A 22,643-nucleotide genomic window follows, 5' to 3' on the forward strand; every position below is an offset into this window, starting at 1 on the left:
CGGGGCCGACCACAAGCAAGTAAAGACCCCCCCGCCCCGCTCCCACCACGCCCCCACGACTGAGGCCCGGTAGCCGTCATGACGGCTACCGGGCCTCTGCCCACATGGGATGAGGTGTCCGAGCGGGACGTGCCCTTCGGACGCTCGGTGGAGATGGCGGGAATCGAACCCGCGTCCAACGGTACGGAAACAGAGCTTCTCCGTGTGCAGTCCGCTACGAGTTTCTCAGCCCCGGAGATCACGCGGACAAGTCTCCGACGGGCTCAGTCACTGTTTGATTTCCCTCCCACCCCCGTGACCGGGGTGAGAGGTTTAGATCCCTAAATGACGCCAGGATCCGGGTCGGGACCACCCCCGGGCTGACGCTCCTCACAGAGGCTTCTTGTCGTTACCTAAAATTAGGCAGCGAGGGCGAAGCGGGAGTTATCGCTCTTGGAGTTGGCGATTATTGGTTGCGACATATGGTTAACGAGATCATTGCCGCTTCCTCGACACGCTTCCTCTGCATCGGTATCCGCTGTCGAAACCGATCATCCCCATGTTTATTTTTCAAAGCGCGCACCCTTGCGAGGTGTGCACGGCCCATCGTACGTGACCGACGGGCGCTGTCGCCAGCGTATTACCCGCGGCCGCGCCGCTAGGCGATCTTGGCCGCCCGCTGCCTGCGCTTGGCCGCCGCGATGGCCCGGTTGGTCTCGCGGGTGTCCTGCTGCTCCCGCAGGGTCTGGCGCTTGTCGAACTCCTTCTTGCCCTTGGCGAGCGCGATCTCGACCTTGACCCGGCCGTTGAGGAAGTACAGCGCGAGGGGCACGATCGTGTGACCCGTCTCCTGCGACTTCGACTCCAGCTTGTCGATCTCCTCGCGGTGCAGCAGCAGCTTGCGCTTCCGCTTCGCCGAGTGGTTGGTCCAGCTGCCCTGCATGTACTCGGGCACATGGATGTTGTGCAGCCACGCCTCGTGCCTGTCGATCTGCACGAAGCCGTCGACCAGCGAGGCGCGGCCCATCCGCAGCGACTTCACCTCGGTGCCCATGAGCACCAGACCGCACTCGTAGGTGTCGACGATGTGGTAGTCGTGGCGCGCCTTCTTGTTCTGAGCGATGATCTTGCGCTCGGGCGCCTTGTCCTGGTTCTTCTTCGCAGGCTTGCCCTGCACGTTCACGAGTCCCTTTGCCATAGTGCGGTCATTTTCGCACTACGAGCCCCCTCCGAGGCCACTCAATACCGTCTTCGCCTGTTCCTCGGCCCGTTCCCCCGCCTTCAGGTCGGGCGTGATGCCCCGGCCGTCGACCGCGTGACCGGCCGGCGTGCGGTAGTGGCCGACGGTCAGCTCGGCGACGGAACCGTCCGGCAGGGCGCTCGGCATCTGGACCGAACCCTTGCCGAAGGTCCGCGAGCCGACCGTGACGGCCCGGCCCCGGTCCTGGAGGGCGCCGGTGAGCAGCTCGGCCGCGCTCATCGTGCCCCCGTCGATCAGCGCCACCAGGGGGCGGCCCGTGTCGCCGCCGCCCTCCGCGTACACGGCCCGCTGCTCGCCCTTCACGTCGTACGTGGCGACCAGGCCGCCGTCGAGGAAGGCGGAGGCGGCCACGGCGGCCTCCGCGACGAGGCCGCCCGCGTTGCCCCGCAGGTCCAGGAGGACCCCGGCACCGGCCGGGGCGGTCCGTACCGCGTCCCGCACGCGGGTGCCGGCGCCCTTGGTGAAGGCGGCGACCCGGATGACCAGGGTCCCGTCGTCGAGACGGCGGACGGTGACCGGGTCGGTCGCGAGCCGGGCCCGGCGCAGGGTCTCCGTCCAGGCGGCACGGCCGCGCTCGACCTCGAGGGCGACGGCCGAGCCGGGGACGCCGTCGCCGCGCAGGAGGGCGACGACCTCGGAGACCGAGAGGGTGTCGACCGGGCGCCCGTCGACGGAGACGAGCCGGTCGCCGGTCCGGATCCCGGCCCGCTCGGCGGGGCCGCCCCGCTGGACCCGGGTGACCCGGACCCGGCCTTCGGCGGCCCGCCCGGCGGAGAGCCCCACCCCGGTGTAGGCGCCGTCGAGGGCCTGCTCGAACTCGGCGTACTCCTTCTTGTCGTACACCGCGCCCCAGCGGTCCCCGCTGCGGCTGACGAACTCCTCGGCCGCCTTCTTGCCCGACTTGCCGTCGGCCATCGCGGCGGCGGCGGCCCGGCTCAGGGCGGCGCTGTCGACGGGCGCGCGGTCCGTACGGCCGGGAGCGAGCCCGCCGGCCGGCCCGGTGGCCCCCGCGCGCTCGCCCGCGGACTCCTGCCGCGGCAGGGAGCCGGTGGCGGCGGCGGTGGCGAGGACTCCGGTGAAGACCAACGTCAGAACGGCCCCACGGAGCACTCCGCGGGGCCGGATACAGAAGGGTGCGGTGCCGGCCGGCATGTCGCCCACTCTAGGACAAGGCGATGGCGCCGCACGGGCTTTGGCCGTACGACGCCATCCGCTGTCAGGGGTGTCTTCTCACACCTTCAGGTACTTGCGCAGCGCGATGAAGGCGGCCACGGCGGGCATCAGCAGCCCGATGGCGATCACGAGCGGCAGCTTGGCGAAGACCGCGTCCCAGCCGATGAAGTTGACCAGCTGCATCTTCTCGGCGAGCGCGATGCCGTGGTCGATCAGGAAGTACCGGCCGACGAGCAGCAGCACACAGGCGACCGCGCCGCCCAGGAGCCCGGCGAAGGCGGCCTCCATGATGAACGGCATCTGGATGTAGAAGCTGGAGGCGCCCACGAGCCGCATGATGCCGGTCTCACGCCGTCGGCTGAAGGCCGAAACGCGCACGGTGTTGACGATCAGCATCAGCGCGATGACCAGCATCAGCCCCATGACGCCGAGGGCGGCGATGTTCATGCCGTTCATCAGGTCGAAGAGGTTCTGCAGGATGTCCCGCTGGTCCTGGACCGACTCGACGCCGTCCCGCCCGGCGAAGGCGGTGGCGACCACCTTGTACTTCTCCGGGTCCTTCAGCTTGACCCGGAACGACTCCGGCATCTGGTCCGGCGTGATGACGGAGGCGATGGCGGTGTCGCCGTACTCCTCCTTGTACCGCTTGAACGCCTCGTCGGCCGACTCGTAGTAGACGGTCTCGACGATGTCCATCTTCTCCAGATCGACCTTGATCTGGTCCTTCTGCTGAGCCGTGACCGCGCCCTTGGGGCACTTGACCCCGTCCGCCGCGTCGGCCTTGTTGCAGAGGAAGATGGAGACGTTGACCTTGTCGTACCAGTAGTCCTTCATCGTGCTGACCTGCTCGCGCATGAGCAGGGCACCGCCGAAGAGGGCGAGCGAGAGGGCCACGGAGATGATGACGGCGAAGGTCATCGTGAGATTGCGCCGGAGACCGACGCCGATCTCGGCGAGCACGAACTGAGCGCGCATGGTGTGTTCTGTCCCCTACCTGCTCAGTGCTGGTATCCGTAGACGCCGCGCGCCTGGTCACGGACGAGGCGGCCCTTCTCGAGCTCTATGACGCGCTTGCGCATCTGGTCGACGATGTTCTGGTCGTGGGTCGCCATGACGACGGTGGTCCCTGTCCTGTTGATGCGGTCGAGCAGCTTCATGATGCCGACCGAGGTCTGCGGGTCGAGGTTGCCGGTGGGCTCGTCGGCGATCAGCAGCATCGGACGGTTGACGAAGGCGCGGGCGATGGCGACGCGCTGCTGCTCACCACCGGAGAGCTCGCCCGGCCTCCGGTCCTCCTTGCCGCCGAGCCCGACCAGGTCGAGCACCTGCGGCACGGCCTTGCGGATCTCGCCGCGCGGCTTGCCGATGACCTCCTGGGCGAAGGCCACGTTCTCGGCGACGGTCTTGTTGGGCAGCAGGCGGAAGTCCTGGAAGACGGTGCCGAGCTGGCGCCGCATGTGCGGCACCTTCCAGTTGGAGAGCTTGGCCAGGTCCTTGCCGAGGACGTGCACCTGGCCTTGGCTGGCGCGCTCCTCACGGAGGAGCAGCCGCAGGAAAGTCGACTTTCCGGAGCCGGAGGAACCGACGAGGAAGACGAACTCCCCCTTCTCGATCTCCAGGGATACATCCCGGAGCGCGGGGCGGTTCTGCTTCGGATAGGACTTGGAGACGTTGTCGAATCGGATCACGAATGCACCACGGTCGGCCGGGAGTAGGTGTGCGTGACCTTACGCGAACGGGGTAGGCCCGCGCAGTCGCGGTCCTGGCTTGCGACGTTTATCCTTTTCGCCCTCCGGGACGGAACGGGGGCGATCCGGTGGGGCGCGCCGAAACGCCGCCGAGCTGGCACAGTGGTAGGGGGAACGTCCGGACCTCACCGGACGTTGTTCCCGTGTAACCCAGTGCGGGAGGAGGAGAGCGTATGACCTACGACCGACTGGTGTGCGCCAACTGCGCGGCCCCGGTCGCCGAGGGCCGCTGCCCCGTCTGCCGCGCGAACCGGGAGCGTCTGACCCCGCAGGGTCTTTCCCCCGCGATGCTGTTGACGCTGGCGATCGCCCTGTTGGCCGCGATCGCGCTGCTCGCGGCGGTCCGTACGGTCTAGCGGGACCGCGCGACGCCCACACGAGCCGGAACCATGACGAAGGGCCGGGGAGCTTCTCCCCGGCCCTTCGTCATGCGCTGGTGCCTCAGACGGCCGTACGGCCGCCGCCGACGAGACGCGGCAGCATACGGAAGCCGATGCCACCGGCGATCATGGTCGCGGCCCCGATGATCAGGAACGAGGTCTCGGCGGCGCCGGTCTCGGCGAGCTCCTCCTTGGCCTGACCCTGCTGCACGGGCTGCGAACCGGCGTTGTTGGTGTCGGTGTTGCTGTTGCCGGTGTCGACGCACTCGGCGCCGTCGAGGTCGACGGTGCAGGTGCCGGCGCCGCCGTCGGTGGAGGAACCACCGTCGGTGGAGGAACCACCGTCGGTGGAAGAGCCGCCGTCCGTGGAGGAACCACCGTCGGTGGAGGAGCCACCATCGGAACCGGACGTACCCGAGGTGCCGTTGCCACCCGTGGTGCCGTTGCCGCCGGTGGTCTGGTTGCCACCCGTGGTCTGGTTGCCACCGGTGGTCTCGTTGCCACCCGTGGTCTCGTTGCCACCGGTCGTCTCGTTACCGCCGGTGGTCTCGTTGCCACCCGTGGTCTCGTTGCCACCCGTGGTCTCGTTACCGCCGGTGGTCTCGTTACCACCCGTGGTCTCGTTGCCACCGGTGGTCTCGTTACCGCCGGTGGTCTCGTTGCCACCCGTGGTCTCGTTACCGCCGGTGGTCTCGTTGCCACCCGTGGTCTCGTTACCGCCGGTGGTCTCGTTGCCACCCGTGGTCTCGTTGCCACCGGTCGTCTCGTTGCCACCCGTGGTCTCGTTGCCACCGGTCGTCTCGTTACCGCCGGTGGTCTCGTTGCCACCCGTGGTCTCGTTACCGCCGGTGGTCTCGTTGCCACCGGTCGTCTCGTTGCCGCCGGTCTCGTTGCCGCCGGTCTCGCAGACGCCGCCCACTTCCTCGCACGGGTCGTCGCTCAGGGTGCCCGCGCTCAGGGTGGACACGTTGCTCTCGGTCCCGCCGACGGCCGTCGCTGCACCGGCCGCCGTCAGGGACGCGCCGGCGATGATCACGGCACTGGCCGCGACACGCACCAAACGGACTCGCGTCTTGTTGGTCATCTGGCTGCTACCCCCAGTAGCTCATCTCGTCATGGGGCAGCGCTCGGGGCACGCGGCAGAGGCGGCTCACTACTGGGCCGGCCCCCGTTCGCACGCGCCCCAGAAATGCGCATGCCAGTACGCCACCCTTCCGAGTTTCCGATGAAGCGTCAAGGTCGTTGCGCGTGCGATGCCCGAAAGATCACGAGGCGCCCGACATGCGCTGATGCAACTGTGACGTAAACCCTGAACTCCGGGCTCGGCAGGAGTGGTTGCCTTGTCGACAAAGCGCCCCGACGACCTGTCATCCGCTTGCGTCAGCGAATCCGTACGCCCCCGCCGGGGCGCCCGCCGCCGGAAACGCCGACGGCGCCGGCCCTCCGAAGAGGGGCCGGCGCCGAAGGCTGGGTCCTACTTGTCCTGCTGCTTGCGCCAGCGGATGCCGGCCTCGAGGAAGCCGTCGATCTCGCCGTCCAGGACGGCCTGCGGGTTGCCGACCTCGAACTCCGTACGGAGGTCCTTGACCATCTGGTACGGGTGCAGGACGTACGAGCGCATCTGGTTGCCCCAGGAGCTGCCGCTGTCCTTGAGGGCGTCCATCCTGGCCCGCTCCTCCTGGCGCTGACGCTCCAGGAGCTTGGCCTGGAGGACGTTCATGGCGCTCGCCTTGTTCTGGATCTGGGAGCGCTCGTTCTGGCAGGAGACGACGATGCCGGTCGGCAGGTGCGTGATGCGCACGGCCGAGTCGGTCGTGTTGACGCCCTGACCACCCGGGCCGGAGGCGCGGTAGACGTCGACGCGCAGCTCGGACTCGTCGATCTCGACGTGGTCGGAGGACTCGACGACCGGCAGGATCTCGACACCGGCGAAGGAGGTCTGGCGACGCCCCTGGTTGTCGAAGGGCGAGATGCGGACCAGGCGGTGGGTGCCCTGCTCGACGGAGAGCGTGCCGTAGGCGTACGGGGCCTTCACGACGAAGGTGGTCGACTTGATGCCGGCCTCTTCCGCGTACGAGGTCTCGTAGATCTCGGTCGAGTAGCCGTGGCGCTCCGCCCAGCGCAGGTACATGCGCTGGAGCCGCTCGGCGAAGTCGGAGGCGTCGACGCCGCCGGCCTCGGCGCGGATGTTGACCAGGGCCTCGCGCTCGTCGTACTCGCCGGAGAGGAGGGTGCGGACCTCCATCTCGTCGAGGGCCTTGCGGACGGAGGTGAGCTCCGTCTCGGCCTCGGCGAGGGTGTCCGGGTCGTCCATCTCCTCGGCGAGCTCGAAGAGCACCGCGAGGTCGTCGATGCGGCCGCGCAGGGTCTCGGCCTTGCGGACCTCGGCCTGGAGGTGCGAAAGCTTGCTCGTGATCTTCTGCGCCGCCTCCGGGTCGTCCCACAGGGACGGGGCCGCGGCCTGCTCTTCGAGCACGGCGATGTCGGCCCTCAGCTTCTCGAGGTCCAGGACGGCCTCGATCGACCCCATGGTCGAGGAGAGGGACTTCAGCTCTTCTGATACATCGACGACTGCCACGCGTCCAGCGTAACGGCTCCGGGCCAGGAGCCGAACCTTTGGCGGTCACGGCCCGGAGGGGGCCTGCCCCGCGGGGCCTGACGCCCTCCTACGGCTGGGAGGACTGCTTCGAGTCCTGCGGCGGGGTGTCCGCGTCCCCGGACACCGCGAGGTAGCCGCCGGCGCCGAGCGCCCCCGCGACGACGACCGCCGCGATGGTGAGGGTGATCCGGCGCTTGCGGACCGCGCCCGCCTTGTGGCGGGCCGAGCCGGGGCGGCGCGCGCCCGCGGGTCTGGGGGCGCGGGCGGTGCCCAGAGGCCCGCCGGAGAGCTCGTCGGGGGCCGGGACCCGCATGGAGGTGTGGGTGTCACGGTTGGAGTCGGCCGAGGAGCCGGGGACGAGCGGGACGGCGGCCCGGCGGGGGGCGGGCTCACCGGTGCCCGTGCCGGTGGGGTACGTCTCCGGCTCGGGCTCCGCCGCCGGCTCCGCGTCCGGTTCGTCCACGTCGAGCGGAGGGATGCCCTTGAGCAGCGGGAGGATGTCCTTGAGACGGGCGGCGAGCTCGGAGGCGCGGAGCCGGGAGGCCGGGGCCTTCGCGAGGCACTGGACGATCAGCTGCCACAGCTCCTCGGGGATGCCGGGCAGCGGGACGACGGTCTCGGTGACGTGGCGGCGCAGGACGGCGCCGGGGTGGCCGCCGCCGAAGGGCGTGAACCCGGCGAGCAGTTCGTACAGGACGGTGGCGAGCGCGTAGATGTCGACGGCGGCGCGGGGCGGGAGGCCCTCGACGATCTCGGGGGCGAGGTAGTCGGGGGTGCCGATGATCCGGGTGGCCTTGGTGCGGCCGGGGGTGTCGATCAGCTTGGCGACGCCGAAGTCGGTGAGGAGGGCGGGGTGGGCGCCGCCGGGCCCGAGCGGGCCCTCCATGTCGAGGAGGATGTTCTCCGGCTTGACGTCGCGGTGGACGACCCCGGCGGAGTGCGCGGCGGCGAGGGCGTCGGCGACGTCGGCGATGATCGCGACGGCGGCCTCGGGGGCGAGCCGTCGTTCCCGGTCGAGGCGGGTGCGCAGGTCGGTGCCGCGCACGAGGTCCATGACGAGGGCCAGGTCGTTGCCGTCGACGACGAGGTCGCGGACCTTGACCACCCGGGGGTGGTCGAGGCCGAGCAGCGCGGTCCGCTCCTGGACGAAGCGGCCGACGAGCTCCTGGTCGGAGGCCAGGTCCTCGCGCAGCAGTTTGACGGCGACGGGACCCTCGGGCCCCTCGCCGAGCCACACCGTTCCTGCACTGCCCCGCCCGAGGATCTGGTGGGTGGTGTAGCGGCTGCCGATGTTCCGTGCCAAGACTGCTCCCTCAGCGGCTGCGGTTCGCGTGCAAAGTTACGCGTCCGCAGCCGCCGGTCGTCACTTCCGAGGGGAAATCACCCCTCGGAAGTCGATAAATCGGCAGTATTACTGTCCCGTACCGCCGGTAGTACCCCCTGAGGGAGTGCTTTCGCCGATCGAGGAGACCCAGTCGGTGACCGACGAGATGCCGTCGCCGATGGCCTGCCAGTAGCTCTTGCCCTCGGCGATCCAGTCCTGCAGCGGGGTCAGCTCCCAGACGAGCCAGCCGGCGACCACGAACAGCACGATCATGACCAGGCAGCCCTTGAGGCAGCCGAGGCCGGGGATCCGCACCGGGTTGGCGCTGCGCTGGCGCGGCGGACGCGGCTCGCGCGGCGGACGCGGAGCCGGGGCCTGGGGCGGCGGCTGCGGCGGGGTGTACTGCTGCTGGGGCGGTGCGTACTGCTGCGGGGCGGGCGGCGGCGCGTACTGCTGCGGCTGGTGCTGCGGCTGCTGATGCTGCGGCGGGTACGGCTGCGGCGGCCGCTGCTGGCCCTGCCGCTGCTGCTGGTAGGGCTGCGGCGGCTGCTGCCCGTACTGGCCGGGCTGCTGCCGGTCCTGCGGGGGCTGCTGCGGCTGCCGCTGCGGGCGCCGGCGCAGCGGGTCCTGGCTCGGGTCCAGGTACTGCACCTGCGTCTGCTCGTTGCGGTCGCGGGCCGCGCGGAGCTGGTTCTGCCAGGGGTGCGGATCCTCCGACTGCGCGCCCTGCGGCGGGCCCGGCGGGACGGGGGGCATGACGGCGGTCGGGTCGGCGCCCGCCGGGCCGCTGGTCTGCATCACGCTGGTCGCGCCGGCGGGGTCGTACCTCGGCGGAGCCCCGGCGCCGCTGGGCAGCACCTGGGTGGGGTCCGCGGCCCCGGGGGTCTCCGGGACGGGCGCGGGCGCGGGGTCGGGGGCGAGGAGCGCCCCGACGCCGTCCGCCGCCTCGATCTGGGCGGGCGTGGAGTGCACGCCGATGCCGGCGGCGACCGCGCGCAGGCCGCGGGCGAGGTTCACCGCGCTCGGCCGCCGGTCGGGGTCCTTGCTGAGGCAGCGCTCTATGACCGTCCACAGCGGTCCGGGCACGGTCGAGGGGCGGCGCGGCTCCTCGCTGAGGTGCCGGTGCAGGACCTCCAGGGCGGTGCCGCCGGCGAACGGGGGCCTGCCGGTGACCAGCTCGTAGAGCAGGATGCCCGCGCCGTAGATGTCGACGGCGGAGGTCTGCGGGCGCCCCTCGGCGGACTCGGGCGCCACGTACGCGGGCGTGCCGACGAACTCGTGGGTGCGGGTCAGGCCCGGGGAGTCCGCGAGGCGCGCGATGCCGAAGTCGGTGAGCATCGGGTGCATCTGGCCGCCCTGCTCGGCGAGCAGCACGTTGGCCGGCTTCAGGTCGCGGTGGACGACGCCGTCGGCGTGGCTGGCGGCGAGCGCGTCGGCGATCTGGGCGGTCAGGAGGGAGGCGGCGACCGGGGTGAGCGGGCCGCTCTCCCGGATGTACCGGTGCAGGTCGGGGCCCTCGACGAGGTCCATGACGAGCGCGAGGACATCGCCCTCGACGACCAGGTCGCGGGTCCGCACGATGTTCGGATGGGTGAGCCGGAGGAGGACGGACCGCTCGCGCAGGAAGCGCATCACGATGTCCGCGTCGTTGGCCAGCTCCTCCTTGAGGACCTTGATCGCCACGGTCTCGCCGGGCTGGCCGGGCACGGCCGCCTCGGCGCCCGCCGTCTCCCGCTGGCGGGCTCGCCAGACGGTGCCCGTGGCGCCGCGGCCGAGCGGCTCCTCGAGCAGGTACTTGCTGCCGATAGGCCGCACGTCACGCGCTCCCTGCTGATCGTGGTCCGGTGGTTCCCGGGGTCCCTGTCCTCTGTTGTGACCCGTCCGGGTGTCCGACCCACTTTAGTGCCGCCGAACGAGGTACCGGCCGGTCGTCCACAGGCGGATTCCGGTGTCGGCGGACGGGGCCGGGGCCGGTCCGGTGGTGTTCCGGCTCGCGTCCGGCGGGGCCGGACCCCTCCTCCGCCGCGGACCGGGGACGTCCGGACCGGAGTCGGGTTCTGTCCGGAAGAAGACGCTTCCTGGGGCGTGACGGTTGCCGGGCATGTTCCGAAGGCATGCTCAACCAGGCACTTTTGCGTTCACAGCCGACCATTCAAGATCACTTCCGGCCGACCCGGGGGCGGGTTGTCCGTGGCAGGTGCGAGGATGCCTCCAGCACGTCGCATCGGAGGGGTCGGGAGCCCCCGCGCCGTGCCGACCTGTACCGGGCGACGCGCCCGTGCCGGGTGGGGGGAGTCACAGGGCGGTTCCCCTGCCGGCATCGCGCGCAGAAGGGACCGCTGACGGCGATGCAGATCCGGCTGACCGTCCTCGCGCCGTACGCCGGCCACGGCACCGGGCGCGCCTGCGACGTGCTCGTCACGGCCCCCGCCGGGACGGCCCTCGCCGCCGTGGCCTCGAATCTCGCCGCCGCCGTCACCGGCCCCGACACCTCCGCCTCGGGCACCACCGTGCTCTACGCGGGCACGGAGCGGCTCGACACCCGCCGCTGCGTGCTCGGCGAGCCCCCGCTCGTCGACGGCGCGGTCCTCTCCCTCCAGGTCCCCGGCCCGGACGACCGCGTCGACGAGACGGCCACCGCGCGGCTCCACGTGGTGGCGGGTCCGGACGCCGGCGGAGTGCACCTGCTGCACGGCGGACCGATCAGAATCGGCCGTTCCGTCGACGCCGACGTGCCGCTCGACGACCCGGACGTCTCCCGCGCGCACTGCACGGTGACCGTCGGCGAGGACGGCCGGGTCACGGTCGCCGACCGCGGCTCCACGAACGGCACGACCCTCGACGGCGTCCCCGTCGGCGAGCGCCCGGTCCGCTTCCGCCCGGGCGCGCTGTTGCGCCTCGGCGAGTCCGCCCTCCGGCTGACCGGCCCCGGCGACGACCTCGGGGTCACGGACCCGAGGGCGACGGCCCCGGACGGCGAGGGCCACCTGCGCGTCGCCCGCGGGGGCGACCCGGACCGTGCGGAGCGTTCCGCACCGGCGGGCGTGCCCCGCACGCCCCCCGGCGGCCCGGCGGACGACACGACCCACGGCGGCGCGGGCGGTGTCCTGTTCGGCGGCGCCGCCGAGGACCCGTACGACGAGCGGTACGCCGCCGCCCCCGGCCACGCGCGCACGGAGGACCACCGCGACGGACGTCCCGGACCGGACGGACGCGGCGGACCCGACCGGTCCGACGACGGCACGGCCCACGGCAGGACCCGCCCGCCGCGTGAGGACACCGGGCCGGCGCCGGCCGACGGAGCCCGTACGGGATCCAAGCGCGGCCTCGGCGCCTGGGCCCGGCGGCTGACCGGCGGCCGCGAGGAGCTCCCGGCACCCGCCGCCGCCCCCCGTACCACCGCCCCGGACACCCACGCCGGAACCCGGCCCGGGCTCACCGCGCGGGACGGCGCCCCCGCGCCGGTGCCGGTGGCCGACACCTGGCCCGACCCGGCCACCGTCCTGCTCACCGCCCTCGGCCCCGGACCCCGGCTCTGGGAGCGCGGTCCGGAGCACTCCGAGTCCCTGGTGGTCCGGCTCGGCACCACGGACCGCGCCGAGCTGTCGGGCGTCCCGGTCACCGTGGGACTCCGGGAGGCCGGTTCGCTGGGCCTCGCGGGCCCCGCCGACCGCCTCGCCGGGCTCGCCCGGTCGGTGATCGCCCAGCTCGCCGCCCTGCACTCCCCCGCCGACCTCGAGATCGTGCTGATCAGCGCCGACCGGAACCGCTCGCTCGACGAGCGGCGCCGGGCCTGGGGCTGGCTCGGCTGGCTCCCGCACGTCCGGCCCGCCCACGGCCAGGACTGCCGGCTGCTCCTGGCGTACGACCGCGAGCAGGCCCACGCCCGTACGGCGGAGCTGACCCGGCGGCTCGACGACGGCCCGCTCGGACCCGGCTGGCCCAGCGCCGACCGCGCCTCCGTCGCCGAGGTCGCGGCCCGGCACGAGGGGCCGACGACGGTCGTGATCGTCGACGGCGACCCCGGTTCGGCGGCGCTGCGCGAGACGGTGGCGCGGCTGGCCGGCGCCGGAGCGGCGGCCGGCATCCACCTCCTCTGCCTCGCCGAGGCGCCCTCGGCGTCCCCGGTCTCCCCGGTGGCCGCCACGTACGAGACGGCCTGCGCCACGTCCCTCGCGTTCCGCGAGTGCGGGGCCGCCGTGCTCCTCAGCGGCGACGTGGCCACGGCCCTGCGGCTGCTGCGCACCGCGGGCGGCCGGGTCGCGGGCCACGGCACCGTCGGTGTGGTCGACGCGGTCTCCGTCGCCTGGGCCGAGCGGTTCGGCCGCGCGCTGGCCCCGCTGCGCACGGACGCGGCGGCGGCGCCGGGCGCCAGGGCCGCCGCCCTGCCCCCGTCGTCGCGCCTCCTGGACGAACTCGGGCTCGCCCGGGCCACCCCCGCCTCCCTGATGGCCCGCTGGGCCTCCGCCGGTGACGGCACGGCCGTCCTGGGCGCGGGGCCGCGCGGCCCGCTGGCCGTGGACCTCACCAAGGAGGGCCCCCACCTGCTGATCGAGGGGCCCGCGGGCAGCGGACGCACGGAGCTGCTCCGTTCGATCGCCGCCTCGCTCGCGGCCGGCGGCCGCCCCGACCGGCTCGGCCTGCTCCTGGTGGACGGGGCGGGTGGCGAGCGCGGCGAAGGACTCGCGGTCTGTACGGAGCTGCCGCACGTCACCGAGCACCTGGTGGCCTCGGACCCGGTGCGGATGCGGGAGTTCGCCCAGGCGCTCGGCGCGGAGCTGAAGCGCCGTGCGGAGCTGATCGGTGACGGCCACTTCGCCGACCGCAGGGGCACGCGCGCGGCGCCCGCCGCCGACCGGCTGATCGGCCAGCGCGCCCCGAGCGCGGCGGAGTCCGTGCCCCAGGGAGCCCGCGCGACGGTGCGCGTCCAGGACCAGGGCGAACTGGACGGCCGGACCAGCGGCCGCACCCTGCGCACGGGCGACGGCACGATCGGCGCCCTCCCGAGCACCAGGAGCGGCCGCACGGGCGGCCCCTACCCCGGGGCGGACGACCTCGGCGGCCGGCCCAGCGGCCGGATCACGTACTCCAGCGACGTCGACAGCAGGGCGAGCGGACGCACCCCGTACCCCGGCGACCTCGACGCCCGGACCAGTAGCCGGACCCCCTACCCCGGCGACCTCGACGCCCGGACCAGCAGCCGCACCCCCTACCCCGGCGCCGACGACCTCGGTGGCCGGGCGGGCGGGCGGGGCTCGTACTCCGGTTCCGAAGAGCTGGGCGGGCGCCCCAGCAGCCGCACGCTCCGCACCGGCGACGACGACCTCGCCGACCGGCCGAGCGGACGCGTACCCCGCACGGGGGCGGAGGACCTCGGCGGCCACGGCAGCGGCCGTGTCTCCCGGACCGGGGCCGACGACCTGGGCGGACGCGCGAGCGGACGTCTCTCCCGCACCGGGGACGGCCCGGTCGACGAGCGGTCGGGCGCGCGCACCCGGCCGGGCGCCGACGCCTTCCTCGCGGACACGCCCAGCGGGCGCCTGCCGCGACGGGACGGCAGCCCCCTCGACGACCGCCCGAGCAGCCGCACCCTCCGCACCGGCGACGGCGACCTCACGGAGCGCCCGAGCGGTCGCGTCCCGCGCACCGACGGCGACCTCGCCTCCGGGCGCGTCCCGCACCCGTCGGCCGAGCAGCCCGGCGGCCGGATCCCGCGCCCCGCCACCGGGGAGCACGCCTCCGCACGGGGTGCGGGCGGCCCCGCGTACCTCCCCCGGCTCATCGTCCTCGTCGACGACTTCGACGCCCTCGTCGCCCCCGCGCTCGGCGCCTCGGGACGGCCCGCCGCCGGGTCCGTCGTGCGGGCCCTGGAGGCCGTCGCGCGCAACGGCGAGCGGCTGGGGGTGCACCTCGTCGCGACCTCCGCGCGCCCGGACCGCACGGCCGACACGGAGCTGGCCCACGGGGCCCGGCTGCGGATCGTGCTCGACGCGCCGCCGGTGACCCCCGGGCCGGACGTACCGGCGGCCGGACGCGGGCGTCTCGGGCATCCGGACGGCCGGGTGACCCCCTTCCAGGCGGGCCGGGTCACCGGCCGGATCCCCCGGACGGCGACGCTCCGCCCGACGGTCGTGCCGCTGGAGTGGGAGCGGATGGGCGATCCGCCCACCCGTCGCCCCGTCCGTGAACTGGGCAACGGACCGACCGACCTGGCCCTCCTGGCGAGCGCGCTCGACCGTGCGGCCCGCTCCGTCGAGGCGAGCCCCGTACCTCCGCTGAGCCCCGCCGCCCACAGCTGACACCACGTCACGAGGGAGTCACGATAAGCCTCTTGGGACAGGAGGCGGTATTGCGGGCCCCGCCGCCCCGGCGTAGACCTGTCGACACGGGACAGCGAAGCGCACGGGAGAGACGGGGCAGCGATGCGTACAACTCTTCGTCCACGCAAGGCCGCAGTGACCATGACGGCGTTCACGGCTCTCGCCGCGCTCGCCCTCGCGGCGTGCGGCGGCGGCGCCGAGAAGGACCCGGGGGAAGCCGGCCCCAGTGGCGGCGCACTCCCCCTCAAGGGCGAGAAGATCGAGGTCGCCGCGGTCTGGACGGGCCCCGAACAGGAGAACTTCACCAAGGTCCTGAAGGAGTTCGAGAAGCGCACCGGCGCGACCGTCACCTTCGTGCCCGCCCAGGACCCGATCGTGAACTTCCTCGGTACGAAGATCGCGGGCGGTTCACCGCCCGACGTGGCGATGCTGCCGCAGGTGGGCGCCATCCAGCAGGCCGCCGCGCAGAAGTGGCTGAAGCCGGTCGGCCCGGAGGCCGAGGCCCAGCTGGCGGCGAACTACTCGCGCGGCTGGCAGGAGCTCGGCGCGGTCGACGGCACCCAGTACGGGGTCTACTTCAAGGCCGCCAACAAATCCCTGGTCTGGTACAACACCGCCGTCTTCGAGAACGCGGGCGCCACCGAACCGAAGACCTGGAAGGAGTTCCTCGCCACCGCCGAGACCATCTCGGCCTCCGGCGTCACCCCGGTCTCGGTGGGCGGCGCGGACGGCTGGACGCTCACCGACTGGTTCGAGAACGTCTACCTCTCCCAGGCGGGCCCCGCCAAGTACGACCAGCTCGCGAAGCACACGATCAAGTGGACCGACCCGTCCGTGACCGCGGCCCTCACCACGCTCGCCGAACTCTTCGGCAAGCCGTCCCTCATCGCGGGCGGCACCAGCGGCGCGCTGCAGACGGAGTACCCGGCCTCGGTCACCCAGACCTTCACGGGCGGCGACCAGCCCAAGGGCGCGATGGTCTTCGAGGGCGACTTCGCCGCCGTCAACATCGCCCAGACGGAGGCGAAGATCGGCACGGACGCCAAGGCCTTCCCCTTCCCGACGGTCGGCGCGGCCGGCACCACCCCCGTGGTGACCGCCGGCGACGCGGCGGTGGCCCTGAAGGACACCAAGGGCGCGAAGGCGCTGCTCGCCTTCCTCGCCTCCCCGGACGCGGCGAAGATCTGGGCGGCCGAGGGCGGCTTCCTCTCCCCCAACAAGAACCTGGACCCGTCGGCGTACCCCAACGACGTCCAGCGCGAGATCGCCAAGGCGCTCATCGGCGCCGGTGACGACTTCCGCTTCGACATGTCGGACCAGATGCCGCAGTCGTTCGGCGGGACGCCGGGCAAGGGCGAGTGGAAGGCGCTCCAGGACTTCCTGAAGAACCCGAAGGACATCGCGGGGATGCAGGCACGTCTCGAGGCGGACGCGGAGAAGGCGTACCGGGCCGCGGCGAAGGGCTGAGGCCGGGATGGCCACCGTCACCCGCACCCCCGGAGGCAGGACCGGGAGCAGGCGCGGCGGCAGGAGCCGGGCCGTCGCGGCCGGGTTCCTGCTCCCGGCCCTGGTCCTGCTCGGCGCGCTCGTGGTCTACCCCATCGGGTACTCCGTCCAGCGCTCGCTCTTCGACCGCTCCGGCGCCACCTTCGTCGGTCTGGACAACTACCTCGCCCTCCTCGACGACGACTCGCTCCGCACCGCCCTCCGCAACAACGTGATCTGGCTGGTCGTCGCCCCGGTGGTCGCGACCGCCCTCGGTCTGGTCTTCGCCGTGCTCACCGAACGGGTGCGCTGGGGAACCGCGTTCAAGCTGGTCGTCTTCATGCCGATGGCGATCTCGATGCTCGCGTCCGGGATCATCTTCCGGCTGGTCTACGAGCAGGACCCGGACCGCGGAATCGCCAACGCCGTCTGGGTCGGCGTCCACGACACCTTCGCCGAGTCCTCCGGCTTCCCACGGGCCCGGCCGCTGCCCGCGCATCCGCTGAAGGCGGCGGGCGACGGCGCGTTCGTCACGAAGGAGCCGGTACGCGCCGGGGAGCCCGTACGGCTTCCGCTGATCGGGGTGGCGCCGGGGCAGATGCCGAAGGAGGCCCGCCCCGCCCGCGAGCCCTCCGGCGCCGACCCGGGCACGATCACCGGCACGGCCTGGCTGGACTTCACCCGGGGCGGCGGCGGACGGCCGAACACCGTCGACCCGGCCGAACAGGGCCTCGCGGGGCTGCGGATCGAGGCCGTACGGGACGGCGAGGTCGTCGCCCGGGCCACGGCCGCCGCCGACGGCACCTTCAGCCTGCCGGCCGACCGCGCGGACGGAGCCGTACTCCGGCTGCCGGCGAGCAACTTCCGGGAGCAGTACAACGGCGTGGAGTGGCTGGGCCCCTCGCTCGTCACCCCGGCCGTCATCGGCGCGTACGTGTGGATGTGGGCCGGGTTCGCGATGGTGCTGATCGGTGCCGGGCTCGCCGCCGTCCCGCGCGAGCTGCTCGAAGCGGCGCGGGTGGACGGGGCGAACGAGTGGCAGGTGTTCCGCCGGATCACCGTGCCCCTGCTGGCCCCGGTCCTCGCGGTCGTCCTCGTCACCCTGATGATCAACGTGCTCAAGGTCTTCGACCTGGTCTTCGTCATCGCGCCGGGCTCCGCCCAGGACGACGCGAACGTGCTCGCGCTCCAGCTGTACCGCTCGTCCTTCGGAACGGACGCCGATCTCGGGATCGGCTCGGCCATCGCCGTCGTCCTGCTCCTCTTCGTCCTGCCGGTCATGGCGGTCAACATCCGCCGCACCCGAAGGGAGACCCGCCGGTGACGTCCACCGATTCCCGGCCCCGCGCGGCGCGCGCCCCCTCCCCGGCCGCGCCCGCGCCGCGCCCGTCCCTGGCCGCGCGAGCCGCCGCCCGGGCGGCCGGGGGCGCGGTCCGCGTGTTCCTCGTCCTGGCCGGTCTGTTCTGGCTGCTGCCGACGGTGGGGCTGCTGTTCTCCTCGCTCCGCTCGCCCTCGGACATCGCGGCGAGCGGCTGGTGGCAGGTGTTCGCGGCCCCGGCCCGGCTGACCACCGAGAACTACACCCGTCTCCTCGCCGACGAGACGATCACCGGCTCCCTCCTCTCCACCGTCCTGATCACCGTCCCGGCCACCCTGCTCGTCCTCGTCATCGGCTCGTTCGCCGGGTACGCGTTCGCGTGGCTGGAGTTCCCGGGCCGGGACTGGTGGTTCCTGCTCGTGGTCGCCCTGCTGGTGGTCCCGGTGCAGGTCGCCCTCGTCCCGGTGTCGAAGCTGTTCGGCGCGGTGGGGCTCTTCGAGACGACCCTCGGCGTGGTCCTCTTCCACACGGCCTTCGGGCTGCCGTTCGCGATCTTCCTGCTGCGGAACTTCTTCGCGGAGATCCCGCGCGAACTCCTGGAGGCGGCGCGGCTCGACGGGGCGGGCGAGCTGCGGCTGTTCGCCCGGGTGGTGCTGCCGCTCGGCGGCCCCGCGATCGCCTCGCTGGGGATCTTCCAGTTCCTCTGGGTCTGGAACGACATGCTGATCGCGCTGATCTTCGCGGACTCGCAGTCGCCGCCGATCACGGTGGCGCTCCAGCAGCAGGTACGGCAGTTCGGCAACAACGTGGACGTGCTGGCGCCGGGGGCGTTCGTGTCGATGGTGGTGCCGCTGGTGGTGTTCTTCGCGTTCCAGCGCCAGTTCGCGTCCGGGGTGATGGCGGGCGCGGTGAAGTAGGGCGGAGGGAGGGGGGCCGCGTGGGGGAGCGCGGTGGGCCGGGGCGCGGCGGAGTGGCCGAGTGGCCGGCGCTCAGGCCCTGAGCGCCGCCACCGCCGACCGCGCGAGATCGTCCATGTACCCCGGGGGAAGCGGCGTACGGACGACGACGAGGCGCCAGTAGAGCGGCCCGACGACCAGGTCGAGGGCGCGGCCCGGGTCGGCGCCCTCGGGGAGTTCGCCGCGCGCGACGGCCTCGCGGACGATCTGCGTCACGACGCCCTGCTGGCCGTCGAGCAGCGCGGCGGTGACGGCCTCGGCGATCTCGGGGTTACGGGCGGCCTCGACGAGCAGGTCGGGGATGACCTGCGAGGCGACCGGGTGGCGCAGCGCGTGCGAGGCCACTTCCAGGAGCGCGCGCACGTCCCCGTGCAGGGAGCCGGTGGCGGGCGCCGGCAGGCCCTGGGCGGCGAAGGCGCCGACGAGGTCGAGGACGAGGGAGAGCTTGGACTTCCAGCGCCGGTAGACGGCGGTCTTGCCGACTCCCGCGCGGCGCGCGATGCCCTCGATGGACATCCGGGCGAAGCCGACGGCCGCCAGCTCCTCGAAGACGGCGGCGCGGATGGCCTCGGTCACGTCCTCGCGGAGTACGGCGGCTCCGGCGGGGGCGCGGCGGGGGGTCGGATCGGTCATGAACGGCATCCTAACCAACGGCGACGCCCCGCCACCGTCACGACGATACGGTTGCGTTCCGACGTCGACCGTCCTACTGTCCCCGTAGCGACGATACGGACCCGTTCCGTCGTCGACCCGTCCATCCCACACCTGACGTACGTGCCGTACGGGTGTCCCGGCACCCCCGACCGAAGCCGAAGCCCAAGCCCAAGCCCAAGCCGCACCGAAACCGCACGCCCCCTCGCCGAAAGCACCCGCCCGTGACCACCCAGACCCTCACCGCGGCCGCCTCGGCCACCCCAGCCCCCCAGGCCGCCCCCACACCTCAACCCCCTCGGCCCACCCCCCGGCCCGCTCCCCCCGAGGACCTGCGCGCCCTCGCCCTCCGCCACGGCCTCACGGTCAGCGGGGCCCGCCCCTCGCTCCCCGCCTACGCCCGGCAGCTCTGGTCCCGCCGCGACTTCATCGCCGCCTTCGCGACCGCCCGCCTGACCGCCCAGTACAGCCAGGCCCGGCTCGGCCAGGTCTGGCAGGTGATGACCCCGCTGCTCAACGCGGCCGTCTACTACGCGATCTTCGGCGTCCTCATGAACGCCAAGCACGACGTCCCCGACTACGTGCCCTTCCTCATCACCGGCGTCTTCGTGTGGACGTTCACCTCCGACACGGTCATGGCCGGCACCCGGGCGATCAGCGGCAACCTGGGCCTCGTCCGCGCCCTGCACTTCCCCCGCGCGAGCCTGCCGATCTCGCTGGCGCTCCAACAGCTCCAGCAGCTGCTGCTCTCGCTCGCCGCGCTCGCCGTGATCCTCTTCTGCTGCGGCGAGCTCCCCACCTGGAGCTGGCTGCTCGCGGTCCCCGCGCTCGCCTGCCAGGCGCTGTTCAACACGGGCGTGGCGCTCGCCCTGGCCCGACTTGCTGCCCGTACACCGGACATCAGCCAGCTGATGCCGTTCGTGCTCCGCACCTGGATGTACGCCTCGGGCGCGATGTGGTCGATCCAGAACCTGGCGATCGGCGGACGCTTCCCGGACGGGGTGGTGCTGGCCCTCCAGTGCAACCCGGCGGCGGTCTACATCGACCTCATGCGCTTCGCGCTGATCGGGAGCTACACCTCGGACCAGCTGCCGCCGCACGTCTGGGCACTCGCCGCCGGCTGGGCCCTGCTGGCCTTCGGCGGCGGTTTCATCTGGTTCTGGAAGGCGGAGGAGACGTACGGCCGTGGCTGACACCCGGGAAACACCGACCGTCGTGGTCGACGGCGTCCACATCACCTACACCGTGCACGGACACGGGCAGGCCGGCGGCCGGGGCGCCGCGACGGCCGCGCTCGGCCGGATCCTGCGGCGCGGGAGGACGGCACCGGCCGGTCGCCGGGTCCATGCCGTGAAGGGGGTCAGCTTCGTCGCGCACCGGGGCGAGGCAATTGGCTTGATCGGTTCGAACGGATCTGGGAAATCGACCCTCCTGAAGGCCGTCGCCGGCCTCCAGCCGGTCGAGCGGGGCCAGATCTACACCCACGGACAGCCCTCGCTCCTCGGCGTGAACGCGGCCCTCATGAACGACCTCACCGGCGAGCGGAACGTGATCCTGGGCGGCCTCGCGATGGGCATGAGCCGTGCGGAGGTCCGGGAGCGCTACGAGGAGATCGTGGACTTCTCCGGCATCAACGAGAAGGACGACGCGATCTCCCGGCCGATGCGGACGTACTCCTCCGGCATGGGGGCCCGGCTGCGCTTCTCCATCGCCGCCGCGAAGAGCCACGACGTGCTGCTCATCGACGAGGCGCTCTCCACCGGCGACGCCCGCTTCCGCAGCCGCAGCCGGCGACGGATCGACGAACTGCGGGCCGAGGCCGGCACGGTCTTCCTGGTCAGCCACTCGAACTCCACCATCACGGAGACCTGCGAGCGGGCGCTGTGGCTGGAGGCGGGGACGCTGCGGAGGGACGGCCCGGCGGATGAGGTGGTGGCGGCGTACGAGGAGTTCACCGCGACAAGCCGCCGGTAAACGGGCAATCAGGGCATTGCGGACTACAGTGCGGAAGGATGACGAACGATCACCCGCAGCCACAGCCGCAGTCGCCGCTCCGGACCGGGACCGAGCCCCCCTCCCTCACCAAGTCCCCCTTCGACTCGGACACCTTCACCTCCGCCACCTTCGTCACGGTCGGGCGCGGCCCCTACCTCGCCGTCGCCTCCGTCTGGCTCCTCACCCGCTTCGGCATGGTCCTGCTGCTGCTCCGCGACAACCTCGGCATCGGCGGGGTCGCCCGCGAGGTCGCCCTCTACGAGCACTGGTACGGGAAGTTCGTCCAGGGCACCTTCCCGCCCGGCGACGCCACCTGGCAGTACCCGCCCGGCGCGGGCCTCGTGATCATGTCGCCGGGCGTCCTCCCCTGGCTGACCTACTTCCAGGCGTTCGTCGCCCTCACCCTCCTCGCCGACGCGGTCGTCACCGTCGCCCTCGCCCGCGCCGACAGCGCCCGGCTCACCCACGGCGCCTGGGTCTGGGTCTGCGGCCTGCCGCTCCTCCTGCACCTGCCGCTCGCCCGGTACGACGTCCAGACCACGGCCCTCGCCGTGCTCGCGCTGCTCGCCGTCACCGCCCGCTCCACCGCCGCCCACCAGCTCGGCGGGGCGCTCGCGGGCATCGGGGCGATGGTGAAGGTCTGGCCGGCCCTCGCCCTGATCGGCACCCCCCGGGGCCGTACCAGCCGCGAGGCCTGGACCGCCGCCGTCGTCACCGCCCTCGCCCTCCTCGCCACCCTCGCGCTGTTCTTCTCCGAGTCCCTGGGCTTCCTGCGCCAGCAGGGCAGCCGGGGCATCCAGATCGAGTCCCTGGGCGGCACCGCCCTCGCGCTCGCCAAGGCCACCGGCGCCTGGCCGGGCAAGGTCGAGTTCCGCTACGGGGCCCTGGAGTACGTCGGCCCGTACGTCTCCAGCCTCGGCCACCTCGCCCTGCTGCTGACCGTCCTCGCCCTCGGCTGGCTGCTCCTGTGGCGCCTCCGGGCCCACCGCTGGTCCGCCGCCACCCCGCTCGACGCGGCCTTCACCGCCGTCCTGCTGTTCACCGTCACCAGCCGGGTGATCAGCCCCCAGTACATGATCTGGCTGATCGGCCTCGCCGCCGTCTGTCTGACCTCCCGCAGCACCGTCATGCGCCCGGTGGCGCTGCTGCTGATCCCGGCGGCCGCGCTGAGCTCGCTCGCGTACCCCGTCCTGTACTACGAGGTCATCGGCGGCACCGCCCAGGGGCTGACCGTCATGGTGCTCCGCAACGGTCTGCTGCTCGCGGCGGCCCTGCTCGCCGCCCACCGCCTGTGGACGTCGACGGTCACCGGGCCACCGGAGGAAGCCGCCTAGCGGACACACGAGAAGGAGGGGCCCCGCGCCCGGGTCCGGGCGGGGCCCGGCAGACAGCGGCCCAACAGTGGACTGACGGGCGGGGGGAGCCGCGGGGCCCGGGCGACCCGGACGGTGCGC

Annotated in this window: 17 protein-coding genes and 1 other RNA gene; 8 read left to right on the top strand and 10 right to left on the bottom strand. The window is 72.8% G+C overall.

What is annotated here, in order from left to right; all coding sequences use genetic code 11:
* Positions 1-145 precede the first annotated feature (145 nt).
* From ssrA to ftsE, 5 genes are all read right to left on the bottom strand, one after another.
* Positions 146-538: a transfer-messenger RNA gene (gene ssrA, locus ABT129_RS36435) on the bottom strand.
* A 99-nt stretch (positions 539-637) separates the two neighbouring features.
* Complete coding sequence (gene smpB / locus ABT129_RS36440) at positions 638-1,177, bottom strand: SsrA-binding protein SmpB (RefSeq protein WP_351910279.1); 540 nt, start codon at positions 1,175-1,177, stop codon at positions 638-640.
* A gap of 18 nt (positions 1,178-1,195) precedes the next feature.
* Positions 1,196-2,392, bottom strand: coding sequence for a S41 family peptidase (locus tag ABT129_RS36445; protein WP_351910281.1), 1,197 nt, complete (start codon positions 2,390-2,392; stop codon positions 1,196-1,198).
* A gap of 78 nt (positions 2,393-2,470) precedes the next feature.
* Positions 2,471-3,388, bottom strand: a complete 918-nt coding sequence (ftsX, locus tag ABT129_RS36450) for a permease-like cell division protein FtsX (RefSeq protein WP_351910283.1) — start codon at positions 3,386-3,388, stop codon at positions 2,471-2,473.
* Positions 3,389-3,411: 23 nt separating this feature from the next.
* The gene (gene ftsE / locus ABT129_RS36455; RefSeq protein ID WP_351910284.1) at positions 3,412-4,101 is read right to left on the bottom strand and encodes a cell division ATP-binding protein FtsE; all 690 of its coding nucleotides are present in this window, start codon (positions 4,099-4,101) and stop codon (positions 3,412-3,414) included.
* A gap of 233 nt (positions 4,102-4,334) precedes the next feature.
* Between ftsE and ABT129_RS36460 the strand changes: the two genes are divergently transcribed.
* On the top strand, positions 4,335-4,517 hold the full coding sequence (locus ABT129_RS36460) for a hypothetical protein (protein ID WP_015033932.1): 183 nt from the start codon (positions 4,335-4,337) through the stop codon (positions 4,515-4,517).
* 85 nt (positions 4,518-4,602) lie between these two features.
* Here ABT129_RS36460 and ABT129_RS36465 read toward each other — a convergent pair whose 3' ends face one another.
* From ABT129_RS36465 to ABT129_RS36480, 4 genes are all read right to left on the bottom strand, one after another.
* On the bottom strand, positions 4,603-5,625 hold the full coding sequence (locus ABT129_RS36465; protein WP_351910286.1) for an LPXTG cell wall anchor domain-containing protein: 1,023 nt from the start codon (positions 5,623-5,625) through the stop codon (positions 4,603-4,605).
* A gap of 390 nt (positions 5,626-6,015) precedes the next feature.
* On the bottom strand, positions 6,016-7,119 hold the full coding sequence (gene prfB / locus ABT129_RS36470) for a peptide chain release factor 2 (protein ID WP_351910288.1): 1,104 nt from the start codon (positions 7,117-7,119) through the stop codon (positions 6,016-6,018).
* A gap of 88 nt (positions 7,120-7,207) precedes the next feature.
* Positions 7,208-8,443 (bottom strand): serine/threonine-protein kinase, encoded by a 1,236-nt coding sequence (locus ABT129_RS36475; protein ID WP_351910290.1) that lies wholly within the window; start codon positions 8,441-8,443, stop codon positions 7,208-7,210.
* 108 nt (positions 8,444-8,551) lie between these two features.
* On the bottom strand, positions 8,552-10,279 hold the full coding sequence (locus tag ABT129_RS36480) for a serine/threonine-protein kinase (protein WP_351910292.1): 1,728 nt from the start codon (positions 10,277-10,279) through the stop codon (positions 8,552-8,554).
* 533 nt (positions 10,280-10,812) lie between these two features.
* Here ABT129_RS36480 and ABT129_RS36485 point away from each other — a divergent pair.
* The 4 genes from ABT129_RS36485 (at position 10,813) to ABT129_RS36500 (ending at position 18,504) form a co-directional block, all read left to right on the top strand.
* Positions 10,813-14,763 (top strand): FtsK/SpoIIIE domain-containing protein, encoded by a 3,951-nt coding sequence (locus tag ABT129_RS36485; protein WP_351910294.1) that lies wholly within the window; start codon positions 10,813-10,815, stop codon positions 14,761-14,763.
* Positions 14,764-14,886: 123 nt separating this feature from the next.
* Positions 14,887-16,251: an ABC transporter substrate-binding protein gene (locus ABT129_RS36490; RefSeq protein WP_351910296.1), complete on the top strand. Its 1,365-nt coding sequence runs from the start codon at positions 14,887-14,889 to the stop codon at positions 16,249-16,251.
* Positions 16,252-16,258: 7 nt separating this feature from the next.
* Entirely contained in the window at positions 16,259-17,593 is a 1,335-nt protein-coding gene (locus ABT129_RS36495) for a carbohydrate ABC transporter permease (RefSeq protein WP_351910297.1), read from the top strand.
* Positions 17,590-18,504: a carbohydrate ABC transporter permease gene (locus ABT129_RS36500; RefSeq protein ID WP_351910299.1), complete on the top strand. Its 915-nt coding sequence runs from the start codon at positions 17,590-17,592 to the stop codon at positions 18,502-18,504. The genes ABT129_RS36495 and ABT129_RS36500 overlap by 4 nt, the downstream gene beginning before the upstream one ends.
* A 72-nt stretch (positions 18,505-18,576) precedes the next feature.
* On the opposite strand, the gene ABT129_RS36505 is transcribed toward ABT129_RS36500, so the two are convergent.
* Entirely contained in the window at positions 18,577-19,185 is a 609-nt protein-coding gene (locus tag ABT129_RS36505; protein WP_502982030.1) for a TetR/AcrR family transcriptional regulator, read from the bottom strand.
* A gap of 233 nt (positions 19,186-19,418) precedes the next feature.
* On the opposite strand from ABT129_RS36505, the gene ABT129_RS36510 reads away from it, so the two are divergent.
* The 3 genes from ABT129_RS36510 to ABT129_RS36520 are packed head-to-tail and all read left to right on the top strand — an operon-like array spanning position 19,419 to position 22,523.
* Positions 19,419-20,387: an ABC transporter permease gene (locus tag ABT129_RS36510; RefSeq protein WP_502982031.1), complete on the top strand. Its 969-nt coding sequence runs from the start codon at positions 19,419-19,421 to the stop codon at positions 20,385-20,387.
* The gene (locus tag ABT129_RS36515) at positions 20,380-21,168 is read left to right on the top strand and encodes an ABC transporter ATP-binding protein (RefSeq protein WP_351910303.1); all 789 of its coding nucleotides are present in this window, start codon (positions 20,380-20,382) and stop codon (positions 21,166-21,168) included. The genes ABT129_RS36510 and ABT129_RS36515 overlap by 8 nt, the downstream gene beginning before the upstream one ends.
* A gap of 38 nt (positions 21,169-21,206) precedes the next feature.
* Complete coding sequence (locus ABT129_RS36520) at positions 21,207-22,523, top strand: glycosyltransferase 87 family protein (protein ID WP_351910305.1); 1,317 nt, start codon at positions 21,207-21,209, stop codon at positions 22,521-22,523.
* The last annotated feature ends 120 nt before the right edge of the window (positions 22,524-22,643 follow it).

This window comes from Streptomyces sp. NPDC002057 (assembly GCF_040296665.1).
Taxonomy (GTDB): Bacteria; Actinomycetota; Actinomycetes; order Streptomycetales; family Streptomycetaceae; genus Streptomyces.